This is a genomic window from Alteromonas sp. KUL42 (assembly GCF_006538325.1).
GTDB lineage: Bacteria > Pseudomonadota > Gammaproteobacteria > Enterobacterales > Alteromonadaceae > Alteromonas.
Window position 1 is genome coordinate 65006 of the sequence record NZ_BJKK01000018.1, and the last position, 16184, is coordinate 81189.

17 protein-coding genes and 1 tRNA gene are annotated in these 16184 nt (G+C 42.7%); 8 read left to right on the forward strand and 10 right to left on the reverse strand.

All coding sequences use genetic code 11. The annotated features are described in order from the left end of the window. The first annotated feature begins 1 nt into the window (after nucleotide 1). The 3 genes from EYR97_RS18325 to EYR97_RS22535 all read left to right on the forward strand — a co-directional run bounded on the left by EYR97_RS18325 (nucleotide 2) and on the right by EYR97_RS22535 (nucleotide 2019). A complete protein-coding gene (locus EYR97_RS18325; RefSeq protein ID WP_131095211.1) occupies nucleotides 2-676 on the forward strand; it encodes a response regulator transcription factor in 675 nt (224 codons plus the stop codon). Next, nucleotides 673-1230, forward strand: coding sequence for a hypothetical protein (locus tag EYR97_RS22530; RefSeq protein ID WP_242635117.1), 558 nt, complete (start codon nucleotides 673-675; stop codon nucleotides 1228-1230). Before EYR97_RS18325 ends, EYR97_RS22530 begins: the two co-directional genes overlap by 4 nt. Nucleotides 1231-1296: 66 nt before the next feature. Beyond that, nucleotides 1297-2019: an ATP-binding protein gene (locus EYR97_RS22535; protein WP_242635118.1), complete on the forward strand. Its 723-nt coding sequence runs from the start codon at nucleotides 1297-1299 to the stop codon at nucleotides 2017-2019. A 186-nt stretch (nucleotides 2020-2205) separates the two neighbouring features. On the opposite strand, the gene EYR97_RS18335 is transcribed toward EYR97_RS22535, so the two are convergent. Beyond that, a complete protein-coding gene (locus EYR97_RS18335) occupies nucleotides 2206-3243 on the reverse strand; it encodes an AI-2E family transporter (RefSeq protein ID WP_131095212.1) in 1038 nt (345 codons plus the stop codon). A 72-nt stretch (nucleotides 3244-3315) separates the two neighbouring features. On the opposite strand from EYR97_RS18335, the gene folX reads away from it, so the two are divergent. Next, complete coding sequence (gene folX / locus EYR97_RS18340) at nucleotides 3316-3684, forward strand: dihydroneopterin triphosphate 2'-epimerase (protein ID WP_131095213.1); 369 nt, start codon at nucleotides 3316-3318, stop codon at nucleotides 3682-3684. A gap of 24 nt (nucleotides 3685-3708) precedes the next feature. Continuing rightward, the gene (locus EYR97_RS18345) at nucleotides 3709-4602 is read left to right on the forward strand and encodes a TIGR01777 family oxidoreductase (protein ID WP_131095214.1); all 894 of its coding nucleotides are present in this window, start codon (nucleotides 3709-3711) and stop codon (nucleotides 4600-4602) included. Nucleotides 4603-4681: 79 nt separating this feature from the next. Here the strand turns inward: EYR97_RS18345 and EYR97_RS18350 are convergent, their stop codons facing one another. Both EYR97_RS18350 and EYR97_RS18355 read right to left on the reverse strand, forming a co-directional pair. Further along, nucleotides 4682-7204, reverse strand: coding sequence for an ABC transporter permease (locus EYR97_RS18350; protein WP_131095215.1), 2523 nt, complete (start codon nucleotides 7202-7204; stop codon nucleotides 4682-4684). Further along, the gene (locus EYR97_RS18355; RefSeq protein WP_131095216.1) at nucleotides 7205-7903 is read right to left on the reverse strand and encodes an ABC transporter ATP-binding protein; all 699 of its coding nucleotides are present in this window, start codon (nucleotides 7901-7903) and stop codon (nucleotides 7205-7207) included. A 16-nt stretch (nucleotides 7904-7919) separates the two neighbouring features. On the opposite strand from EYR97_RS18355, the gene EYR97_RS18360 reads away from it, so the two are divergent. The 3 genes from EYR97_RS18360 to EYR97_RS18370 all read left to right on the forward strand — a co-directional run bounded on the left by EYR97_RS18360 (nucleotide 7920) and on the right by EYR97_RS18370 (nucleotide 10121). Further along, a complete protein-coding gene (locus EYR97_RS18360; RefSeq protein ID WP_131095217.1) occupies nucleotides 7920-8576 on the forward strand; it encodes an arylesterase in 657 nt (218 codons plus the stop codon). 46 nt (nucleotides 8577-8622) lie between these two features. Further along, nucleotides 8623-8808, forward strand: a complete 186-nt coding sequence (locus EYR97_RS18365) for a hypothetical protein (protein ID WP_131095218.1) — start codon at nucleotides 8623-8625, stop codon at nucleotides 8806-8808. 338 nt (nucleotides 8809-9146) lie between these two features. After that, the gene (locus EYR97_RS18370) at nucleotides 9147-10121 is read left to right on the forward strand and encodes a transposase (protein ID WP_131095219.1); all 975 of its coding nucleotides are present in this window, start codon (nucleotides 9147-9149) and stop codon (nucleotides 10119-10121) included. A 45-nt stretch (nucleotides 10122-10166) separates the two neighbouring features. On the opposite strand, the gene EYR97_RS18375 is transcribed toward EYR97_RS18370, so the two are convergent. The 7 genes from EYR97_RS18375 to EYR97_RS18405 all read right to left on the reverse strand — a co-directional run bounded on the left by EYR97_RS18375 (nucleotide 10167) and on the right by EYR97_RS18405 (nucleotide 16005). Further along, nucleotides 10167-11447, reverse strand: coding sequence for an amidohydrolase family protein (locus EYR97_RS18375; protein ID WP_131095220.1), 1281 nt, complete (start codon nucleotides 11445-11447; stop codon nucleotides 10167-10169). Next, a complete protein-coding gene (locus EYR97_RS18380; RefSeq protein WP_131095221.1) occupies nucleotides 11444-12871 on the reverse strand; it encodes an amidohydrolase in 1428 nt (475 codons plus the stop codon). The genes EYR97_RS18375 and EYR97_RS18380 overlap by 4 nt, the downstream gene beginning before the upstream one ends. 127 nt (nucleotides 12872-12998) lie before the next feature. After that, nucleotides 12999-13937: a tRNA dihydrouridine(16) synthase DusC gene (gene dusC / locus EYR97_RS18385; RefSeq protein ID WP_131095222.1), complete on the reverse strand. Its 939-nt coding sequence runs from the start codon at nucleotides 13935-13937 to the stop codon at nucleotides 12999-13001. Between the two features lie 252 nt (nucleotides 13938-14189). Beyond that, a complete protein-coding gene (locus EYR97_RS18390; RefSeq protein WP_131095223.1) occupies nucleotides 14190-14369 on the reverse strand; it encodes a DUF1289 domain-containing protein in 180 nt (59 codons plus the stop codon). Continuing rightward, nucleotides 14366-14587, reverse strand: coding sequence for a hypothetical protein (locus EYR97_RS18395; RefSeq protein WP_131095224.1), 222 nt, complete (start codon nucleotides 14585-14587; stop codon nucleotides 14366-14368). The genes EYR97_RS18390 and EYR97_RS18395 overlap by 4 nt, the downstream gene beginning before the upstream one ends. A gap of 60 nt (nucleotides 14588-14647) precedes the next feature. After that, nucleotides 14648-15553, reverse strand: a complete 906-nt coding sequence (locus tag EYR97_RS18400; protein WP_131095225.1) for a M14 family metallocarboxypeptidase — start codon at nucleotides 15551-15553, stop codon at nucleotides 14648-14650. A 376-nt stretch (nucleotides 15554-15929) separates the two neighbouring features. After that, nucleotides 15930-16005: transfer RNA gene (locus tag EYR97_RS18405), tRNA-Glu, on the reverse strand. Nucleotides 16006-16184 lie beyond the last annotated feature (179 nt).

A 16184-nucleotide genomic window follows, 5' to 3' on the forward strand; every position in this document is an offset into this window, starting at 1 on the left:
TATGCGCATTCTTGTAGCCGAAGATGACAGTAGGCTTCTCACCCAATTAGATAGTTTATTACAGCAAAATGGTTACAGCGTAGACTTAGCTGATAATGGTGAGCACGCTCTTTTCCTGATAAAGGAATACAGTTATGACCTCGCCATTGTTGATATTGGTATGCCCAAATTAGATGGTTTCGAGGTGATAAAAAAGGCACGCCAAGCCGACATATCATGCCCAATACTTATTCTCACTGCGCGAGACAGGTGGCAAGAGAAAGTAGAAGGACTAGACTCAGGTGCAGACGACTACCTAACCAAACCGTTTCACAATGAGGAGCTCCTTGCGAGAGCAAAAGCATTAATTAGGCGCGCATCAGGACAAGCTAACCCTACTATTCAGTTTGGCCCAATTTCACTTGATACCGTTACAGAGGAACTTTTGCTAAACGGTACAGCATTAGATTTAACAGCTTATGAGTACAAGGTGATGGAATACCTAATGCTAAACCCACAAAAAGTAATTTCGAAAACGGAATTGACAGAACACATTTACGATCAAGATTTTGATTTAGATAGCAACGTTATTGAGGTCTTTGTTGGTCGATTGCGTAAGAAACTCGACCCCAACGGTGAACTAAAACCCATAGAAACCTTGCGAGGTCGCGGGTATAGGATAAACCGTAATCTATGAAGCAACTCTCTTTGAGGCTTCGAAGCACACTGCTCGCCATTGTGCTTTTAGGTTTTTTTGCACCGTTTACGGTAATTATTCTTGATGATGCCTACACCAAAAGTCTGACCCAGGCCAAAATGAGTGAATTGCGTTTGATGAATTTAGGTTTGCTGTCGGCGTTTGAGCTGGACGGTGACGTTCCGTATATGCCTGAAATTCTGTACGAAGAGCAATTGAATTTACCTGGTTCGGGCTTTTTAGGCTTAATAGTGTTCAAAGACAAGGTGATTTGGCAATCTGCATCCGCTCTTGAATACACTTTCACCCCTCCAGATATTGACGTCTCTGTAGGAAATGAACTCTTTATCGATTCCTATTTCCCATCATTTAAAAACGACACCTCTTTTTTGTTTACGCCTTTACTGCCGAATTTGCCTCAAGCAGAGACTTTGAGCCAGTGCGCTTTTATATTTTCAACGACAAGGCGCTTTTCGAAGCTGAAAGAGACACCTTTATTACTACGACATGGCAATGGATATTTACTTTGTGCCTTGTACTTCTTTTCTTCATAGTAGTTGGCATTAGTGTTGTACTTATGCCAGTACGAAAGCTAATAGAAGAAATATCATTGACCTCAAATGGAAAAAAAACCTGCCTTAGATGCTAAATATCCGGTTGAGTTTGATTCTCTGAAACACTCAATCAATGGTCTTCTACAAACCGAAGCAGCACAAAGGACACGCTATAAGAATAGCTTAGGTGATTTAGCCCATAGTTTAAAAACCCCTTTGGCTGTAGCGTCTGGTCATAAAGCGATACCTGAAGAAGTGAGCGAAGCCCTAACACAAATAGATCGTATCATTCAGCGACAATTAAAACGTGCCAGCGCAGGAAAATCTGGCTGGCAAAGCGCTATTGATGTAGAGCCTATATTCCATAAACTCGCCGATGCAATGGATAAAGTCTATCAAGACAAAGGCTTAACGATAGAGTTTGATATTGAAACGGATACGAAGTTTAAGGGCGATGAAACCGACCTGATGGAATTGTGTGGTAACGTGTTAGACAACGCCTGTAAAGCTGCGAAATCAACCATCACAGTAACCGCTTTTATGGCTGACAGTTGGCTTAAGATCCAAATTGACGATGACGGCCCAGGTATACCAGAAGATAAGAAAGTACTCTTATTAGAGCGAGGAACTCGCCTAGACACATATTCAGAAGGGCATGGCATCGGAATGGCCTTAGTTGCAGATTTGGTGGCGATTTATGAGGGACGTATGCACATTGAAGACAGTGAACTAGGTGGCGCAAGTATCATCGTTGAATTTCCGAATCACATCACACCACGGCTTATATAAACTCAAGAAAGTGAGAATGAAAAAGGACAGACACTTACATCATCAATGTGACTGTCCTCTTTCAAGTTATCTAGGTGTGTGTCCGCTTTAAATGCAGCTTAATGATTTATGTTCGATTTAAATATTACGAGTGCCTGTCCACTTTATTAAATACATACGCATTTATTGAAATTCCAAGCCGTGACGCTACGCTTTATTATCTCCTTCACTAGAAAGCAATACCGCTAGCCATTTACTTTCTTCCCTAGACTCTAATGCTATTTTAACCACCATTGTAAGTGGTACTGATAGCAACATACCCACGGTTCCCAGTAGCCACCCCCAAAAAATGAGCGATAAGAATACAACAAGCGTGGACAGTCCCATTCCTTTCCCCATTAACCGAGGCTCTACAATATTGCCCATAATGGTATTAACAAGTACAAACCCGAGCGCTGCAAAACCGGCCGTTGCGGGGCCATGTTGAACAAATGCGATAAGTACAGCGGGGACAGCGGCAATGATCGAACCTATGTTCGGTATATAGTTAAGCATAAACGCCAATACCGCCCATAACATGAAGTGGTCTACATCTAGAATGTAAAGCCATAAACCGATTATTAACCCAGTGCCTAAGCTCACCACGGTTTTAATAGCTAAATAGCTGTTCACAGAACGAATAAAGCGGTCGATGTGTTTTAGCTTCATGCCTGGGTCAGCCAAAGCTATGTGTAATCTACGTGGAACACTATCAGCTTCAAAAAGCATAAAAATAACGGTAAGAAGGATCAAAAAGAGGTTTGAGAGGACCCCACCCATACCACTAATAAAGTTAGTAGCGACAGACATTGCGGTTGCAGGATCCAAGTGCGAAGCAATCAATTCACGATTAATATTTATATTAAATTCAGCAAGTTTCGCCACTACCCAAACAAACTCAGAGTTCAATTTATCTCTATATTCTGGCAAATTCTCACGAAACTCCGTCATTGATTGCCCAACAAGCCCAGCAAGAAGAAAACCAAATACCACTATTAACAGTATAACAAAGGTAATCGACAACCACTTTGGCACACCAAACTTTGAAGTCCAGTGAATAATAGGGCCGCATGCAATCGCGATAAATATAGAAAGGAAAAAGGGCACCATAATTGTGCTTGCTGCTTTTATCCCGGCCATAACAACGACTAAGCAAGCGAGTACAACTAATATTTTTGCTGATGACGAGCGTAGTTCCATTGACATTTGTGCTACATTCCAAAGTGAAACGACAGTACTTTACAACGACTTATAGCTAACTACAAACAAGAGACTTTCATGACTTTTAACCTTGCCACCATAAAAATCAAAAACCTCAGACTTCGTACTTATATTGGCATAAATGACGATGAGATTAAAAATAAGCAAGATGTGGTAGTAAATGTAAAAATTGACTACGACGCTGAGAAAGCAACAAATAGTGATGATATGAGTGATGCGTTGAACTACAAAACGATTACCAAGGCTATTATCAAACTCGTTGAAGATAACCGTTTTTCATTGTTGGAGAAACTCACTGCTGACGTGTTGAGTATTGCAGCAGAGCATTCATCAGTTCGATATGCGGAAGTGGAAGTGGATAAGCCCCATGCTTTGAGATTTTCTGATTCAGTGTCATTAACGCTTTCCTGCAACAAATCGGGATAACAAATACGTGAGGAGTGCAAACCAGTGAAAATCCTAATGACCGGTGGCACCGGTTTGATTGGTCGTAAATTTATAGAGCAATTCAAAGACGAACACTTTTTCACCGTACTGTCTCGTACACCGAATAAAGCAAAGTCACTGCTCGGAAAAGACATAGATATCATTGGAAGCATGACAGATATTCAAGACATCGGGATATTTGATGCCGTTATTAATCTAGCCGGCGAGCCTATTGCAGACAAACGTTGGACAGACACTCAAAAAGAAAAGATATGCAAAAGTCGCTGGGAAATCACCGCAGGTTTAGTGGAGAAAATTAACGCTAGCGAGCAGCCGCCCAAGGTTTTTATCTCTGGTTCAGCTATCGGATACTACGGTAATCAAGGCGATAAAACCGTAAGCGAAAATACAACACCAAACAAAGAGTTTACTTATGAACTTTGTAAAAAGTGGGAAGACATTGCTAACAGCGTAGAAAACGATATTACGCGAGTTGTTACGCTACGCACAGGTGTTGTATTGACATTGGAAGGTGGTGCACTCGATAAAATGGCCCTTCCGTTTAAACTAGGTGTGGGTGGTACGTTGGGGTCTGGGAATCAGTATCTATCTTGGATTCATTTAGATGACATGGTAAGTGCAATAGCATTTTTACTAACTAGCGACAATTGTGAAGGCCCGTTCAATTTAACAGCGCCCGAACCTGTGACAAATAGACAATTCACTAAGATTCTAGCAAAAGCACTTCAACGGCCTTGTCTTTTCAATGTTCCATCGTTTGTTATGAATATCGTCATGGGTGAGGCTTCGACGATGATTTTGGAAGGTCAGCGAGTAATTCCACATAACCTATTAAATATGGGGTTTCACTTTAGATATAGTGGGCTTAATGAAGCATTAGGTGACATTTACAGCTAATAGTGACTCGTTTGGACAGACACTTCAATTTAAAGTAAGTGTCTGTCCACAAAATTCCATTCTAAGTGTTAAAGACGCCTTACACCATTTTTCGCAGCATCTGACTAGTATTCAAGGTTAAAAGTCGCCAACATCCCATCGCTCCTAATAACCCTACAACTATAGCCCCCACTGTTGGCGCTATAGCCCAGTACTCGAAATGCAAACTCGCCTTCATTTTGAATACTGAAGTTTGCAGCATATACAAGCTAAGCTCATTTGCTAGTGCGGCCATGAATCCGGCCACAGAGCCAATGATAACGAACTCAAAGATAACACTTTGACGAATCAATGCCCCTTTGGCGCCAAGTGTGCGAAGTATGGCAATTTCTTGTCTACGTTCATCCATGCTAGCTTGAACTTGTGCAACCAGGACAAGGGTTCCAGCAAGTAAAACCAATACCAGAATAAACTCCACCGCCACTGAAACTTGATCAACTATTTCTCGTAATTGATTAATTCGCGCATCTACGTCAAACATAGTTATTGAGCCAAATGGCTTCAGTAACGCTGTCAGCTCTGATTTTTGTTCCGTTGGCAAATGAAAGCTAGTGATAAAAGTTGGCTTGAAAGAAGCCATCGCTTCAGGATGTATGACAAAAAAGAAGTTTGGCTGCATAGTTTGCCAGTTAACTTTACGAATACTCGTCACTTTAGTTTCAACAATTTCACTGCCTACGTTAAAGGTTAACATGTCATTTAATTTGATCTCCAAACGCTTGGCCACTTCCGCTTCAACGGAAACGGGAAACCGACCTTCTGAATAATTAGCATTAGCAGTTCCGTGCCATATACCCTCTACAACTTCATTTTCTTTCTGGAGCACGTTACTCCATGTTAGGTTAGCCTCACGACCAAGACCTCTCCGCCCCTCTCGATTAGCGTCATCTTCTTTTGATACTTCGGTATTTACACCTTCGCCGTTAACCGAGACAAAACGCCCACGAATAACCGGGTAAAATTCATTGATGGTGATGCCATTGTCTTTGAAGTGTCTGTCCAATGAAGGTTTAATATCAGGTGTAATATTGATAAGAAAATAGTTAGGCGTACCTTCTGGAAGCTGAGAGCGCCATTGTGACACCATATCGTTGCGCATAACCAACACAACAAGTAACAACATGATGGTTACAGAGAAGCTAATAAGTTGAACGCTGTTATCCATCGCCCTACGTTTTATGCGGGCCCATGCTAATTGCCATGGCCCCATGCTTCCGCTACCTAAACGACGCCCTACTGCAATAAGTAAAAATGTAGCTCCCAACAAGCCGGCAACTAAAACGGCGCCTGAGAAAAACAATATGGCACTGATCTTCAGGTCTTGACTGTACATCCACATCAAGAAAAAGATAGCGCCACCAGAGGCAATAAATTGAATACTCTTAGAACGCATGCTCGCAGAAATATCTTTTCTCAATACACGTAGTGGTGGCACAGAAAATAACTGTAGTAACGGGTAGAGCGAAAAGAGTAAGGCACAAGTCGCCCCAGTAGCGACAGCAATTATTACCGGTCGCCAATGCCATACATCAAGGGTTACATCTACACTGTCGGCGACAAGCTGTACCACAATTTGCTGCCCAATAAACCCAATAACAAGTCCAATCGATATACCCAGTGCTGTAATAAGTAAGATTTGAATAAGATAAATTTTTCGAATGGTTTTCGCGGTTGCACCTAGTGTTTTCATGATAGCAACCGGGTCAAAGTGACGCTGAGCATAGCGCTGAGCAGCTACTGCAATAGAAACAGCTGCAAGTACAATGGCAAGCAAACTAGCTAGTAAAAAATATCTCTCGGCACGTGCCACCGATGCGCCAATGGCCGATTCGTCGTCCTCAATTGTTCTCCATGAGTGAAGGTCATCATTTAATTGAGGTAAAAGCCAGTTATTGAAGTTTTCAACTACGTCAGGCTCTCCGGCAAAAAAGCCAACATATCTCACTCGACTGCCCGGGCCAGTTACAGCCGTTTTGTCCAAATCATCTAAATTCATCAGCACGATTGGATCTGTACTAAATATACTGAATCCCGCATCAGGAATATCCACCAGAACCTTTGAAACCACAAAAATACCGTCGCCAATTTCAATTGCATCACCAATTGCTAGCCCTAATGTTTGAAATAACCGAGATTGAACCCATACGTGTCCTGGCTCAGGCAACAAATTGGCCGCTTGCTTCTCTCCAAACGGCTGGTCGGTAATATTCACCTTACCTTTCAATGGGTAAGTGGTATTTACAGCACGTAAATCCACCGAAGTCATTTCATCGCCGTTGAACGCCATGGAACGGGTTGTGACTTGTTTAGCGGTTGATAACCCCTCGTCTCGCGCTTTATCGAACCATGTTTCATCAATGGGCTTATCTGATCGCAACTGGGCGTCTGCTGCTATAAATGCAGCAGAGCGGGACTTCAGTGCACCTTGCAAACGCTCACTAAATAAAGACAAAGACAATACCGCGCCTACTGACAAAACAATAGCGAGCAAAATAATGGTTAGTTCACCACGGCGAGCCTCGTGCCGAAACAGACGCCACGCCAAATTAAACGACATTGACATTTATACCGCCTCTTTTGTTTCTTGCGCTTGAGTCTTGGTAGTTTCAACCAACTCGCCTGCATTCATGGTAAGTTGCCTATCACAATGCTCAGCTAATGTATTGTCATGGGTTACCAACACAAGTGTTGTGCCTTTCTCTTTATTCATCTCAAACAGCAATGATTCGATTTTATCGCTGTTCTTTGCATCTAAGTTACCCGTAGGCTCATCTGCAAATAAAATTTTAGGTGATGTGATAAATGCTCGGGCTATGGCAACCCGTTGTTGCTCACCACCGGATAACTGATTGGGAAAATGATGAGCGCGGTGTTTGAGTCCAACATTTTCCAAAATATCCATCGCGAGTGCTTTGGGGTTATTCAACCCCGCAATTTCTGCTGGCAACATTACGTTTTCTAACGCAGTAAGACTTTGTACAAGCATAAAACTTTGAAAAATAAAGCCGACTTTCTGCCCACGAAGGATAGCGCGCTGCTCTTCGTTCATGGTGTGTAGCGCTTCACCGTCTAAGAAAATTTCTCCCTCGGTAACTTCATCTAGCCCTGCGAGTAACCCCAAAAGTGTAGATTTTCCTGAGCCCGACGCACCAATAATGGCAATGGACTCACCCGACTTGACTTCAAAGGAAATTGGACGAAGGATCTGCAAAGAGCCTTCACTCGTATCTACTACTTTAATTACAGAGTTCGCTTTAATCATAAGGGGTCATCAATTCGTGTTTGTTAGATTTCGTAAAGTACTTGTTTTACTGGTTATTCTTTTAATACCTGCCTACGCGCATTCAGATCAAGCCACAGACGATTTAAAAGGTGAACAGGCCGTACTTTTAATTCTTGGTGACAGTCTATCTGCTGCTTATGGCTTACAGCAACGAGAAGGCTGGGTTAGTTTGTTACAAAAAATGTGGCATGACGACAATATTCCGATTGAAATTGTAAATGCTGCGGTAAGTGGGGAAACCACCGATGGAGGCTTAGCAAGGCTGCCTCGTTTATTAGAGCAACACCAACCCACACACATTCTCATTGAGCTTGGTGGAAATGATGCCCTGCAAGGCCACAACATTAAAAAGGTTAGGGAAAACTTAACAACGCTGGTAACCAAAGCCAAGGATAGTGACGCCGTAGTATTTCTGCAAGAAATGCAGATACCGACCAATTATGGCCGGCGGTACACGCAAATGTTTACAGAGAGCTTTTCTCGCGTAGCAAAAGAACAAGAAGTTGTGAAAATTCCCTTTTTTCTTGAGGACATAGCACTTAAAAGTGAGCTAATGCAAAGCGATGGAATTCATCCCAATGCTGAAGCCCAGCCAATGATTGCTAAAATCATGGACAGACACTTAAGAAGTTTAATACTTACTGAGCAATAAATGTGCTACTTTTAATAACATCTAAAATGTTTGATTGAGGTTTACTATGGATGTCTCTTCTGTAAATTCAACACCAGTTTCTACTGTACTAGAATCGCCGCAGCGAGCACCTCAGCAAGCAGTTGAGGCTAGTAGTGAAGCACAAAGCTCGAAAAGCGAAGTTCAGCCAACATCAGAAACAAGTAACAGAGCAAACGAACGAGTGGGCTCACAGGTGGATGTCTACGTTTAGTTTTTACTAAGTGGTTGTGGGATTAGCTATTAGTGAATTCTGTTTTATAAGCCTTCAAAGTGCGAAATACAGTATTGGACAGACACCGACATTCCTCAGCGAGATTGTCTAACCTCTCGCCTACTCCTTTTTGAACTCCTTTTTGAACTCCTTTTTGGACAGGCACTAACTTCTAAGTGTCTGTCCTTTTTACCTTCTTTTACGCTTCTCTCGTATTACTAAATAGCTATGTGGCTGTCCACAGTGTTTTTGACCTCTCATGGCCAAATCTGTCCTCATTGCCAGTTCACAAATAGGTTAGGAAACCGATAATAAGAAAAAACTATTGGGATATGGATATGCCTTTACCTCGTTACAAACAAGTAAATACGGAAATCACGCCTTACTACCATTGTATTTCTCGCTGCGTAAGACAGTCTTATTTATGCGGCAAAGATCACAAAACGGGGGTGAACTACGAACATCGAAGAAAATGGATAAAGGAAAGGTTACATGCACTCTCCGAAGCATTTGCTATCGACCTATGCGCGTATGCCATCATGCACAACCACGTACATACAGTGTTGCATATTGCCAAAGGTAGAGCTGAAGGATGGTCTATGGACGAAGTACTCCTTCGTTGGCGTATGTTTTATAAATGCCCTCCTGTTGTCCAACGTTACCTTCAAAGTGGTAAAGAGCAACTAACCGAATCAGAACTAATTGATGTGAAAGCACTTACGGCTACCTACCGCAAGCGTTTAACGTCAATTAGCTGGTTCATGAAGCTATTGAACGAGTACGTCGCTCGGCGCGCTAACAAAGAAGACGAGTGCAAGGGATACTTTTGGGAACGTAGATTTCGCTCACAAGCTATTTTAGACAATAAGGCATTGGCCAGTGTTATGGCATACGTAGATTTAAATCCTATTCGAGCCAAAATGACTAAAACTCTGGAAGGTTCGTCATACACCACAATTCAATACAGACTAAATGCTGCCAAAGCTAACAAAAAGCCTAAATTCCTGATGTCGTTTAATACGAAAAGTTCGAGCATCCAAGCTCAAATTCCATTTACATTAAATGACTACATCGCACTGTTAAAACATTCGATTAATACAAAAGCGGTTGGTAGCAAACCAAATGATAAGCGTTCTTTTGGACTTTTAAAGAAATTAGGTATCAATGAAAAAAGTTGGCGAACGGTTACAAGTAACTTTGAAACACTATTTACAGGGCCCGCCGGTACTGCTGACGCTATGACCGAATTCGCAGTGGCGTGTGGAAGGTCTTGCCGGCCTAACGTAAGAAACGCAGAAAAATATCTCTCATAAAAAAGGGTTTCCGAAGAAACCCTTAATAGACATTTACTACAATAATCACTCACTTCGTTGATATTGTGAGGGCTTATTGTTCCCTTCCTTGCGTAGTGACAAATATCGGTCTCTAAGCTTGGTCTGACGTGACTCCATCTCTATTGGTTCGCCACCAACAAAAACTGTTTCAGCCGCTTCGGTTACTTCAAGCGGATCGCCCGACCAAATAACGATATCTGCAAAACTTCCAGGCTTTAGAATACCTATATCATTATCTACGCCAAATATTCCTGCTGGAATACTTGTAAGCGCCTCCAAACCTGCTTGATGTGGCAAGCCGTTTGCCACTGCATTACCTGCATGTTGGGCGGCCAAACGAATATTGTGAGTGTCCATTCCAATTGCAACTTGAACCCCAGCATCATGAAGTCGAGCAGCATTACTCAATGTGGCCCCCATTTGATCGAAGCCCCCTGGTAAATTGTACTCAGGATCAATTACAACAGGAATACTCGCCTTAGCAAGTTGATCGGCGACGCGCCAAGCTTCGACTCCATGAACCAATACAACCTTAATATTTGGGTGTCTGTCCTTAAATGAAATCACCTGGAGAATATCTGCAGCGCGATCCGCACGCATGAACAAAGGTACTTCACCTTTCAATACGCGCTTGAGTGCATCCACATCCGAACGCGTATTCAACCCATACCACGGTTTTTCGGCAGATAACGTCGATGAGGCATTTTCTGCTTCTTGTAGAACTTTATCTAACATCACCCACAGTGCGGCTCTAGAACCACCTGCATTTTCAGCGCCCTCACTTCCTACATCTATTGTCATAAAAGCAGCTGACTTCAAAACAGGTGACTGTCCACTTAAGCTAATAATTGCGCCAAGGCCACCAAATAAATAATGACTACTATTAATCGCCGTTGCGGCTGAGGTCATTCCTTCCAATCGTGTAATGGCAAGTAGTGAGCTATCTGGATTGATGGCGTATTGCACATCTAAGGCTGCGCCTGTATTCGATATAGGTGTTTTCTCAATACTTGAGTCCACTACGCCTGACGATGAAGACACTTCCACTAAACCCAACGAGGTCAATGCACCAATAAAACCGGGTGTTACCACTTTCCCTGCTGCATTAATCACTTCATAACCTTGCGGCGCTGTACCGTTGGCAAGCACTGACTCAATTCGACCGTCTTTTATAAGCACAGTACCGTTTTCTATAGTCCCTTTCGAGCCCATGGTATGCACTTTTCCTCCAACAATAGCGTAGTTATTTGCTAGTGCTGAAGTAGCCAGCGTTAGAGATGCTAAAACAACCGCTAACTTCTTCATTTCTTGTCTCCTTCGCCTACTTGACCTAGTTCAAAGTCGCTTACTGGCCACGACATTTCGTCCGTTAATGAATAGGCAAGCCCACCATCAATGTAGACGTGCTCAGCTTTGGTATAAGTTGAGAAAGGATTTCCATTCCATAAAACGATATCCGCTTGCTTGCCCTTTTCTAGCGAGCCAGTTTTATCAAAAATACCCAGTGATTTTGCAGGGTTAGCTGATAGCCACGTCCACACATCTTCCATAGGAATATCAATACCAGCACGCAATCCATCAGACCACGCCTTAGCGGCTTCTTGGTTAAGTCGCTGAATGCCTAAATCGCTATCAGAGTGAACAATGGCACATGCACCAGCAGCGTGAACAGCGGGAATATTTTCTCGAATACCATCGTACGCTTCCATTTTAAAGCCCCACCAATCAGCCCACATAGCAGAGCAAACATTATTCTCTTTTAACTTATCTGCAATCTTGTATGCTTCTACGGCATGGTGGAAAGTGCCAATTTGATAATCAAATTCTTTCATTACATCCATCATCACTGTCATCTCGTCAGCGCGATAACAATGCATATGAACGCGGATATCACCATTTAACGCCCCAGCCAGCGTTTCAAGCTTTAAATCTCGCTTTGGCGCTTTTGGGTTCTTGCCAGCTTCATATTCTTTTTCATATAACTCCCACTTGCGCATATAGTCTTGTGCGTCAGACCATGCTTGACGATAGCCCGCTACATTTCCCATACGCGTCATCGGGCCACCTTTCTGCCCATAAACACGCTTGGGGTTTTCGCCACAGGCCATTTTCATTCCGTAAGGAGCATCAGGAAACTTCATATCCTGCATGGTTCTATTAGGGACATTTTTTAACACAACAGAGCGGCCGCCGAACAAATTAGCCGACCCAGGCAATATTTGTAATGAGGTTACGCCGCCGGCAAGCGCCCGTCCAAAACCCGGATCTTGAGGCCACACAGAATGCTCAGCCCACACTTGTGCCGTGACAGGATTCGTCATTTCATTGCCGTCTGAATGAGAATGAGTTGATGGCGATGGATACACGCCCAAATGACTGTGGTTATCAATGATTCCTGGCGTTACCCATTTGCCGCTCCCATCAATAATAACAGTATTGACAGCCACATCGAGTGTCTGTCCACTTTGAGCTATCGCTTGGACTTGTCCATCAGCAAAATAGATACTGCCATTGTCTATTTTATTCCCAATACCATCTAAAATGGTCACATTAGTTATTAATGTTGGCTGACCCTCGATAGGCTTATAGGTACTTGGATAAGGATTTGATTGAATCGTAACTTTAGGTGCTTGAGTAACGTCCTTTGACTTGTCTTTCGCACATCCTGCTACAAACAGAGTAGCGGAACATACAGCCAAAAGCGTCAGCTTTGACGGTGTGATCTTCATGTTTTCCCCAGAGCTATTTTTTATTATTGATTATGAGCAAAAACGTAAACAAGACTTACATGATTGCCCATATCAGATTATCGGATAGCTTTTAGACTGCCAAGAAACATTGGGGTAGATAGACGGTTTATTGCGAGGATTGGCGCGCCAGCACGTCAACAATATCTTGAGACTTGGTTAAACGCCTTATGTCATTAAATAATACCTCAGCTTCTGTGTACTGTCTTTTGAGGTAACCACACCACTGCTTTATGCGATTTGGGTAGTATTTGCCTTTATCACCAAAAATTTCATAACCCGAGTACTGAATTAACAAAGAAGCTAAATCTGACCACGGCATTGGTGATTCACCATGCTTGATACACTTTGCTAAGTTAGGTAAAGCTAGCGCCCCACGGCCAATCATTAAGTTCATACATTCAGATTGCAATTGACATTGTTTTGCATCCTCAGCACTCCAAATTTCACCATTGGCCACCAAAGGTATGGAGGTATGCTGTTTAATCTTTGCTATCCAATCCCAGTAGGCTGGCGGTTTGTATCCTTCTGTTTTAGTCCTAGCATGTACAACAAGTTCAGAAGCGCCAGCTTCCGTTATTGCTATAGCATTGTCTATCGCCAAAGACTTATCTTCGAAACCAAGTCTAATTTTGGCTGACACCGGAATATCCTGAGGCACGGCTTCGCGCACTGATTTTACTATGCTATACAGGGTTTCAGTCTCTTTAAGCAATACTGCACCGCCTTTACTTTTATTCACAGTTTTAGCAGGGCACCCAAAGTTAAGATCAACACCAGGCGAACCAAGTTCAATTGCTGTCTGTGCATTTTCTGCCAACCACTGAGGGTGTTGACCAAGTAACTGAACACGAACAGGTACCCCCGCTGGAGTTTTACCGCCGTTATGTAACTCAGGACAAAGGCGATAAAAGGTCTTTTTAGGCAGTTTTTGATCAACAACCCTGACGAATTCTGTCACGCACTGATCGAAACCACCAACGCGTGTCAACATGTCTCTCATTAAATGGTCAACAACCCCTTCCATAGGGGCAAGAATTACTTTCATTCAGGGTAGTCTCTAACTCAATCGCTTAAAAAATCGGCGCGAGAGTGTATCAAAATGCGACCCCCCTTCGCTATTGAATATCAGTAAAATCATAGTCTGCTTAGCAACATTCTTGATACGGTAATTAGGTATGAGTGACTGTCCACATTAAGCTCATATTAAAATCAGTAGTCAAACATCAGTGTCTGTCCACTTTAGCGAAAAGCGATACGTATAGATTAGTTTGCTGCTACGCGCTAATTTAAAGAAACCTTACTTGTTTGTAGAACGTTGATTGTTAGCTAACTGCTGAAGGCGTGTAAACACGGCAGCTTTTTGTGAATCAGTATAAGTTCGCCAGTGTATCACTTCATCAATGGTACGCTTGCACCCCGTGCAAATGTCTTCGCTGTCGAGCCTACATGATCCAATACAAGGTGATGCTGGGTTCATAGTGAAAGGTTAGGTGTATTCTCTTGGTTGTTTTGCAGTTTTCTTGATGCAGCAATAGTCGCAAGGGTACTTTCAGACAATTCTTTGTTTGACCAAAGGCATACATAACAACCATAACGCGCTTCTAGATAGGCAGAAAACTCTGTGTCTGTCCTACCATCGTAGCGAACTAAAGTTTGTTTGTTACCGTCGTAAATTACTGCAGAAAATGTAAACACAAAAAGCCTCCTCCAAGAGAAGGCCCAAATATACATCTAGACGTCTAAACGTTCAAGCGTCTATTTAATAAATTCTAATGCCGCGCAAACAGCAGCTACTTGAGCGTCATTACAGTTTTGTGGTGTAGCGTTAGCACTATCCGGATACACTTCGGTTGTTGTTACATAGTTGGCGTCTGTCATACCACCACATAAGAACAGCGCCTTCTTGTCATAACAAATAACTCCCTCAGAGACGACATCGGCGCCAATAATCTTTCCGTTTTCATCAGCAGGCGCAATATGCGTTACACGTTTAACCGCTTCAATTACAGCTTGCTGAAACGCCAATTGGGGATTAGGTGTATTGGCAACCGTGTAAAAGCCATCGGGGATGTTCCAATTATCGTGTGTAGTACCATCACGTGCAGCCAGCGCAGGCCTAAACTCACTGTTGTCTGTATCAGTTGTCTCATGCAAATCAATGTGTAACGTTAATGCCACATCCATTTCGTCGATGAACTTCATCAATAGCGCCGATTCCGGTGCTGGTGAATCACTGAAAAAAGAACGATTTGGATCAAGTGCCATCGGGTTCCAACGATTAATTGTTTCATAACCCCAAGGGCTAACACAAGGAACCACAATAATATTGAACCCGTCAGCAAAATCAGAAAGCTTTGACTCGATAAACTGTATTGCACCTTGCACACCACTAGTTTCGTAGCCATGAACGCCACCGGTGACAAGTGCTGATGGCTTATTTGAATCAATTGTATCAGGAACAATCGCATACAAAGGGTAGCGAGCTTCGTCATATGGTAAAGCACCATACTGCGTCAACTTAAAGCCTTCAGGAACAATATTCTCTAACTTGCTTAATACTTCCTCGTTGTAACTACGTTGTATGTGTTGTTGCGCTTTCCACTGTGCCTTTTCTTCATCACCCCATGGCTTACCGGGCGTTCCAATTGAATAATGTTGCATATAATACCTCTTAGTTGATACGCCTATGTTAACAGCTATAAAAGCTTTCGTAAGCGTTTGTCATAGGTGCAGAAGCTTTCATTTTAGAAATGCTGTAACTGTGGACATACACATATTAAATCAATTGAATGTCTGTCCTATTCTGCATATTTTTCGGCGGTACAAATATTGTAGCGCTGATATCTGACTCACTAAGCAAACAGATTTGAGAGGGGAACCGAGTGTCTGTCCACTTTTCTATTCATTTTTATTTTAATGTGAGATTTGAAGTGTGTGTCCAATATGAGTTTTGATTTTGAAGAATGGAATGCTTTCTGAGTGAAGTGTATTTACTGCAGATACAAAAAAACCAGCCGGATGGCTGGTTTTTTCGATATGGCGTCCCCTAGGGGATTCGAACCCCTGTTACCGCCGTGAAAGGGCGGTGTCCTAGGCCTCTAGACGAAGGGGACAAAATTTTTGCTAGTGTTGCATCGCAACACTAAAATTTTGTAAGGCGAATCACGATTTATCGTGAGAGCGACCTTTACCTAGGCAATTTCGAAAGCTACGCTTTCGAGATTTTCAGTAAGGTGAAGTGAGCCAGGCGAGTTGAGCGACCTTTTCCTTACTAAACTTTCAGTCGGAAGTT

Bases quoted from the DNA above. Each gene is read 5' to 3' on its own strand.
- EYR97_RS18325 (WP_131095211.1), top strand. From the start codon at position 2: ATGCGCATTCTTGTAGCCGAAGATGACAGTAGGCTTCTCACCCAATTA.
- EYR97_RS22530 (WP_242635117.1), top strand. From the start codon at position 673: ATGAAGCAACTCTCTTTGAGGCTTCGAAGCACACTGCTCGCCATTGTG.
- EYR97_RS22535 (WP_242635118.1), top strand. From the start codon at position 1,297: ATGGAAAAAAAACCTGCCTTAGATGCTAAATATCCGGTTGAGTTTGAT.
- EYR97_RS18335 (WP_131095212.1), bottom strand. From the start codon at position 3,243: ATGTCAATGGAACTACGCTCGTCATCAGCAAAAATATTAGTTGTACTC.
- folX (WP_131095213.1), top strand. From the start codon at position 3,316: ATGACTTTTAACCTTGCCACCATAAAAATCAAAAACCTCAGACTTCGT.
- EYR97_RS18350 (WP_131095215.1), bottom strand. From the start codon at position 7,204: ATGTCAATGTCGTTTAATTTGGCGTGGCGTCTGTTTCGGCACGAGGCT.
- EYR97_RS18355 (WP_131095216.1), bottom strand. From the start codon at position 7,903: ATGATTAAAGCGAACTCTGTAATTAAAGTAGTAGATACGAGTGAAGGC.
- EYR97_RS18365 (WP_131095218.1), top strand. From the start codon at position 8,623: ATGGATGTCTCTTCTGTAAATTCAACACCAGTTTCTACTGTACTAGAA.
- EYR97_RS18370 (WP_131095219.1), top strand. From the start codon at position 9,147: ATGCCTTTACCTCGTTACAAACAAGTAAATACGGAAATCACGCCTTAC.
- EYR97_RS18375 (WP_131095220.1), bottom strand. From the start codon at position 11,447: ATGAAGAAGTTAGCGGTTGTTTTAGCATCTCTAACGCTGGCTACTTCA.
- EYR97_RS18380 (WP_131095221.1), bottom strand. From the start codon at position 12,871: ATGAAGATCACACCGTCAAAGCTGACGCTTTTGGCTGTATGTTCCGCT.
- dusC (WP_131095222.1), bottom strand. From the start codon at position 13,937: ATGAAAGTAATTCTTGCCCCTATGGAAGGGGTTGTTGACCATTTAATG.
- EYR97_RS18390 (WP_131095223.1), bottom strand. From the start codon at position 14,369: ATGAACCCAGCATCACCTTGTATTGGATCATGTAGGCTCGACAGCGAA.
- EYR97_RS18400 (WP_131095225.1), bottom strand. From the start codon at position 15,553: ATGCAACATTATTCAATTGGAACGCCCGGTAAGCCATGGGGTGATGAA.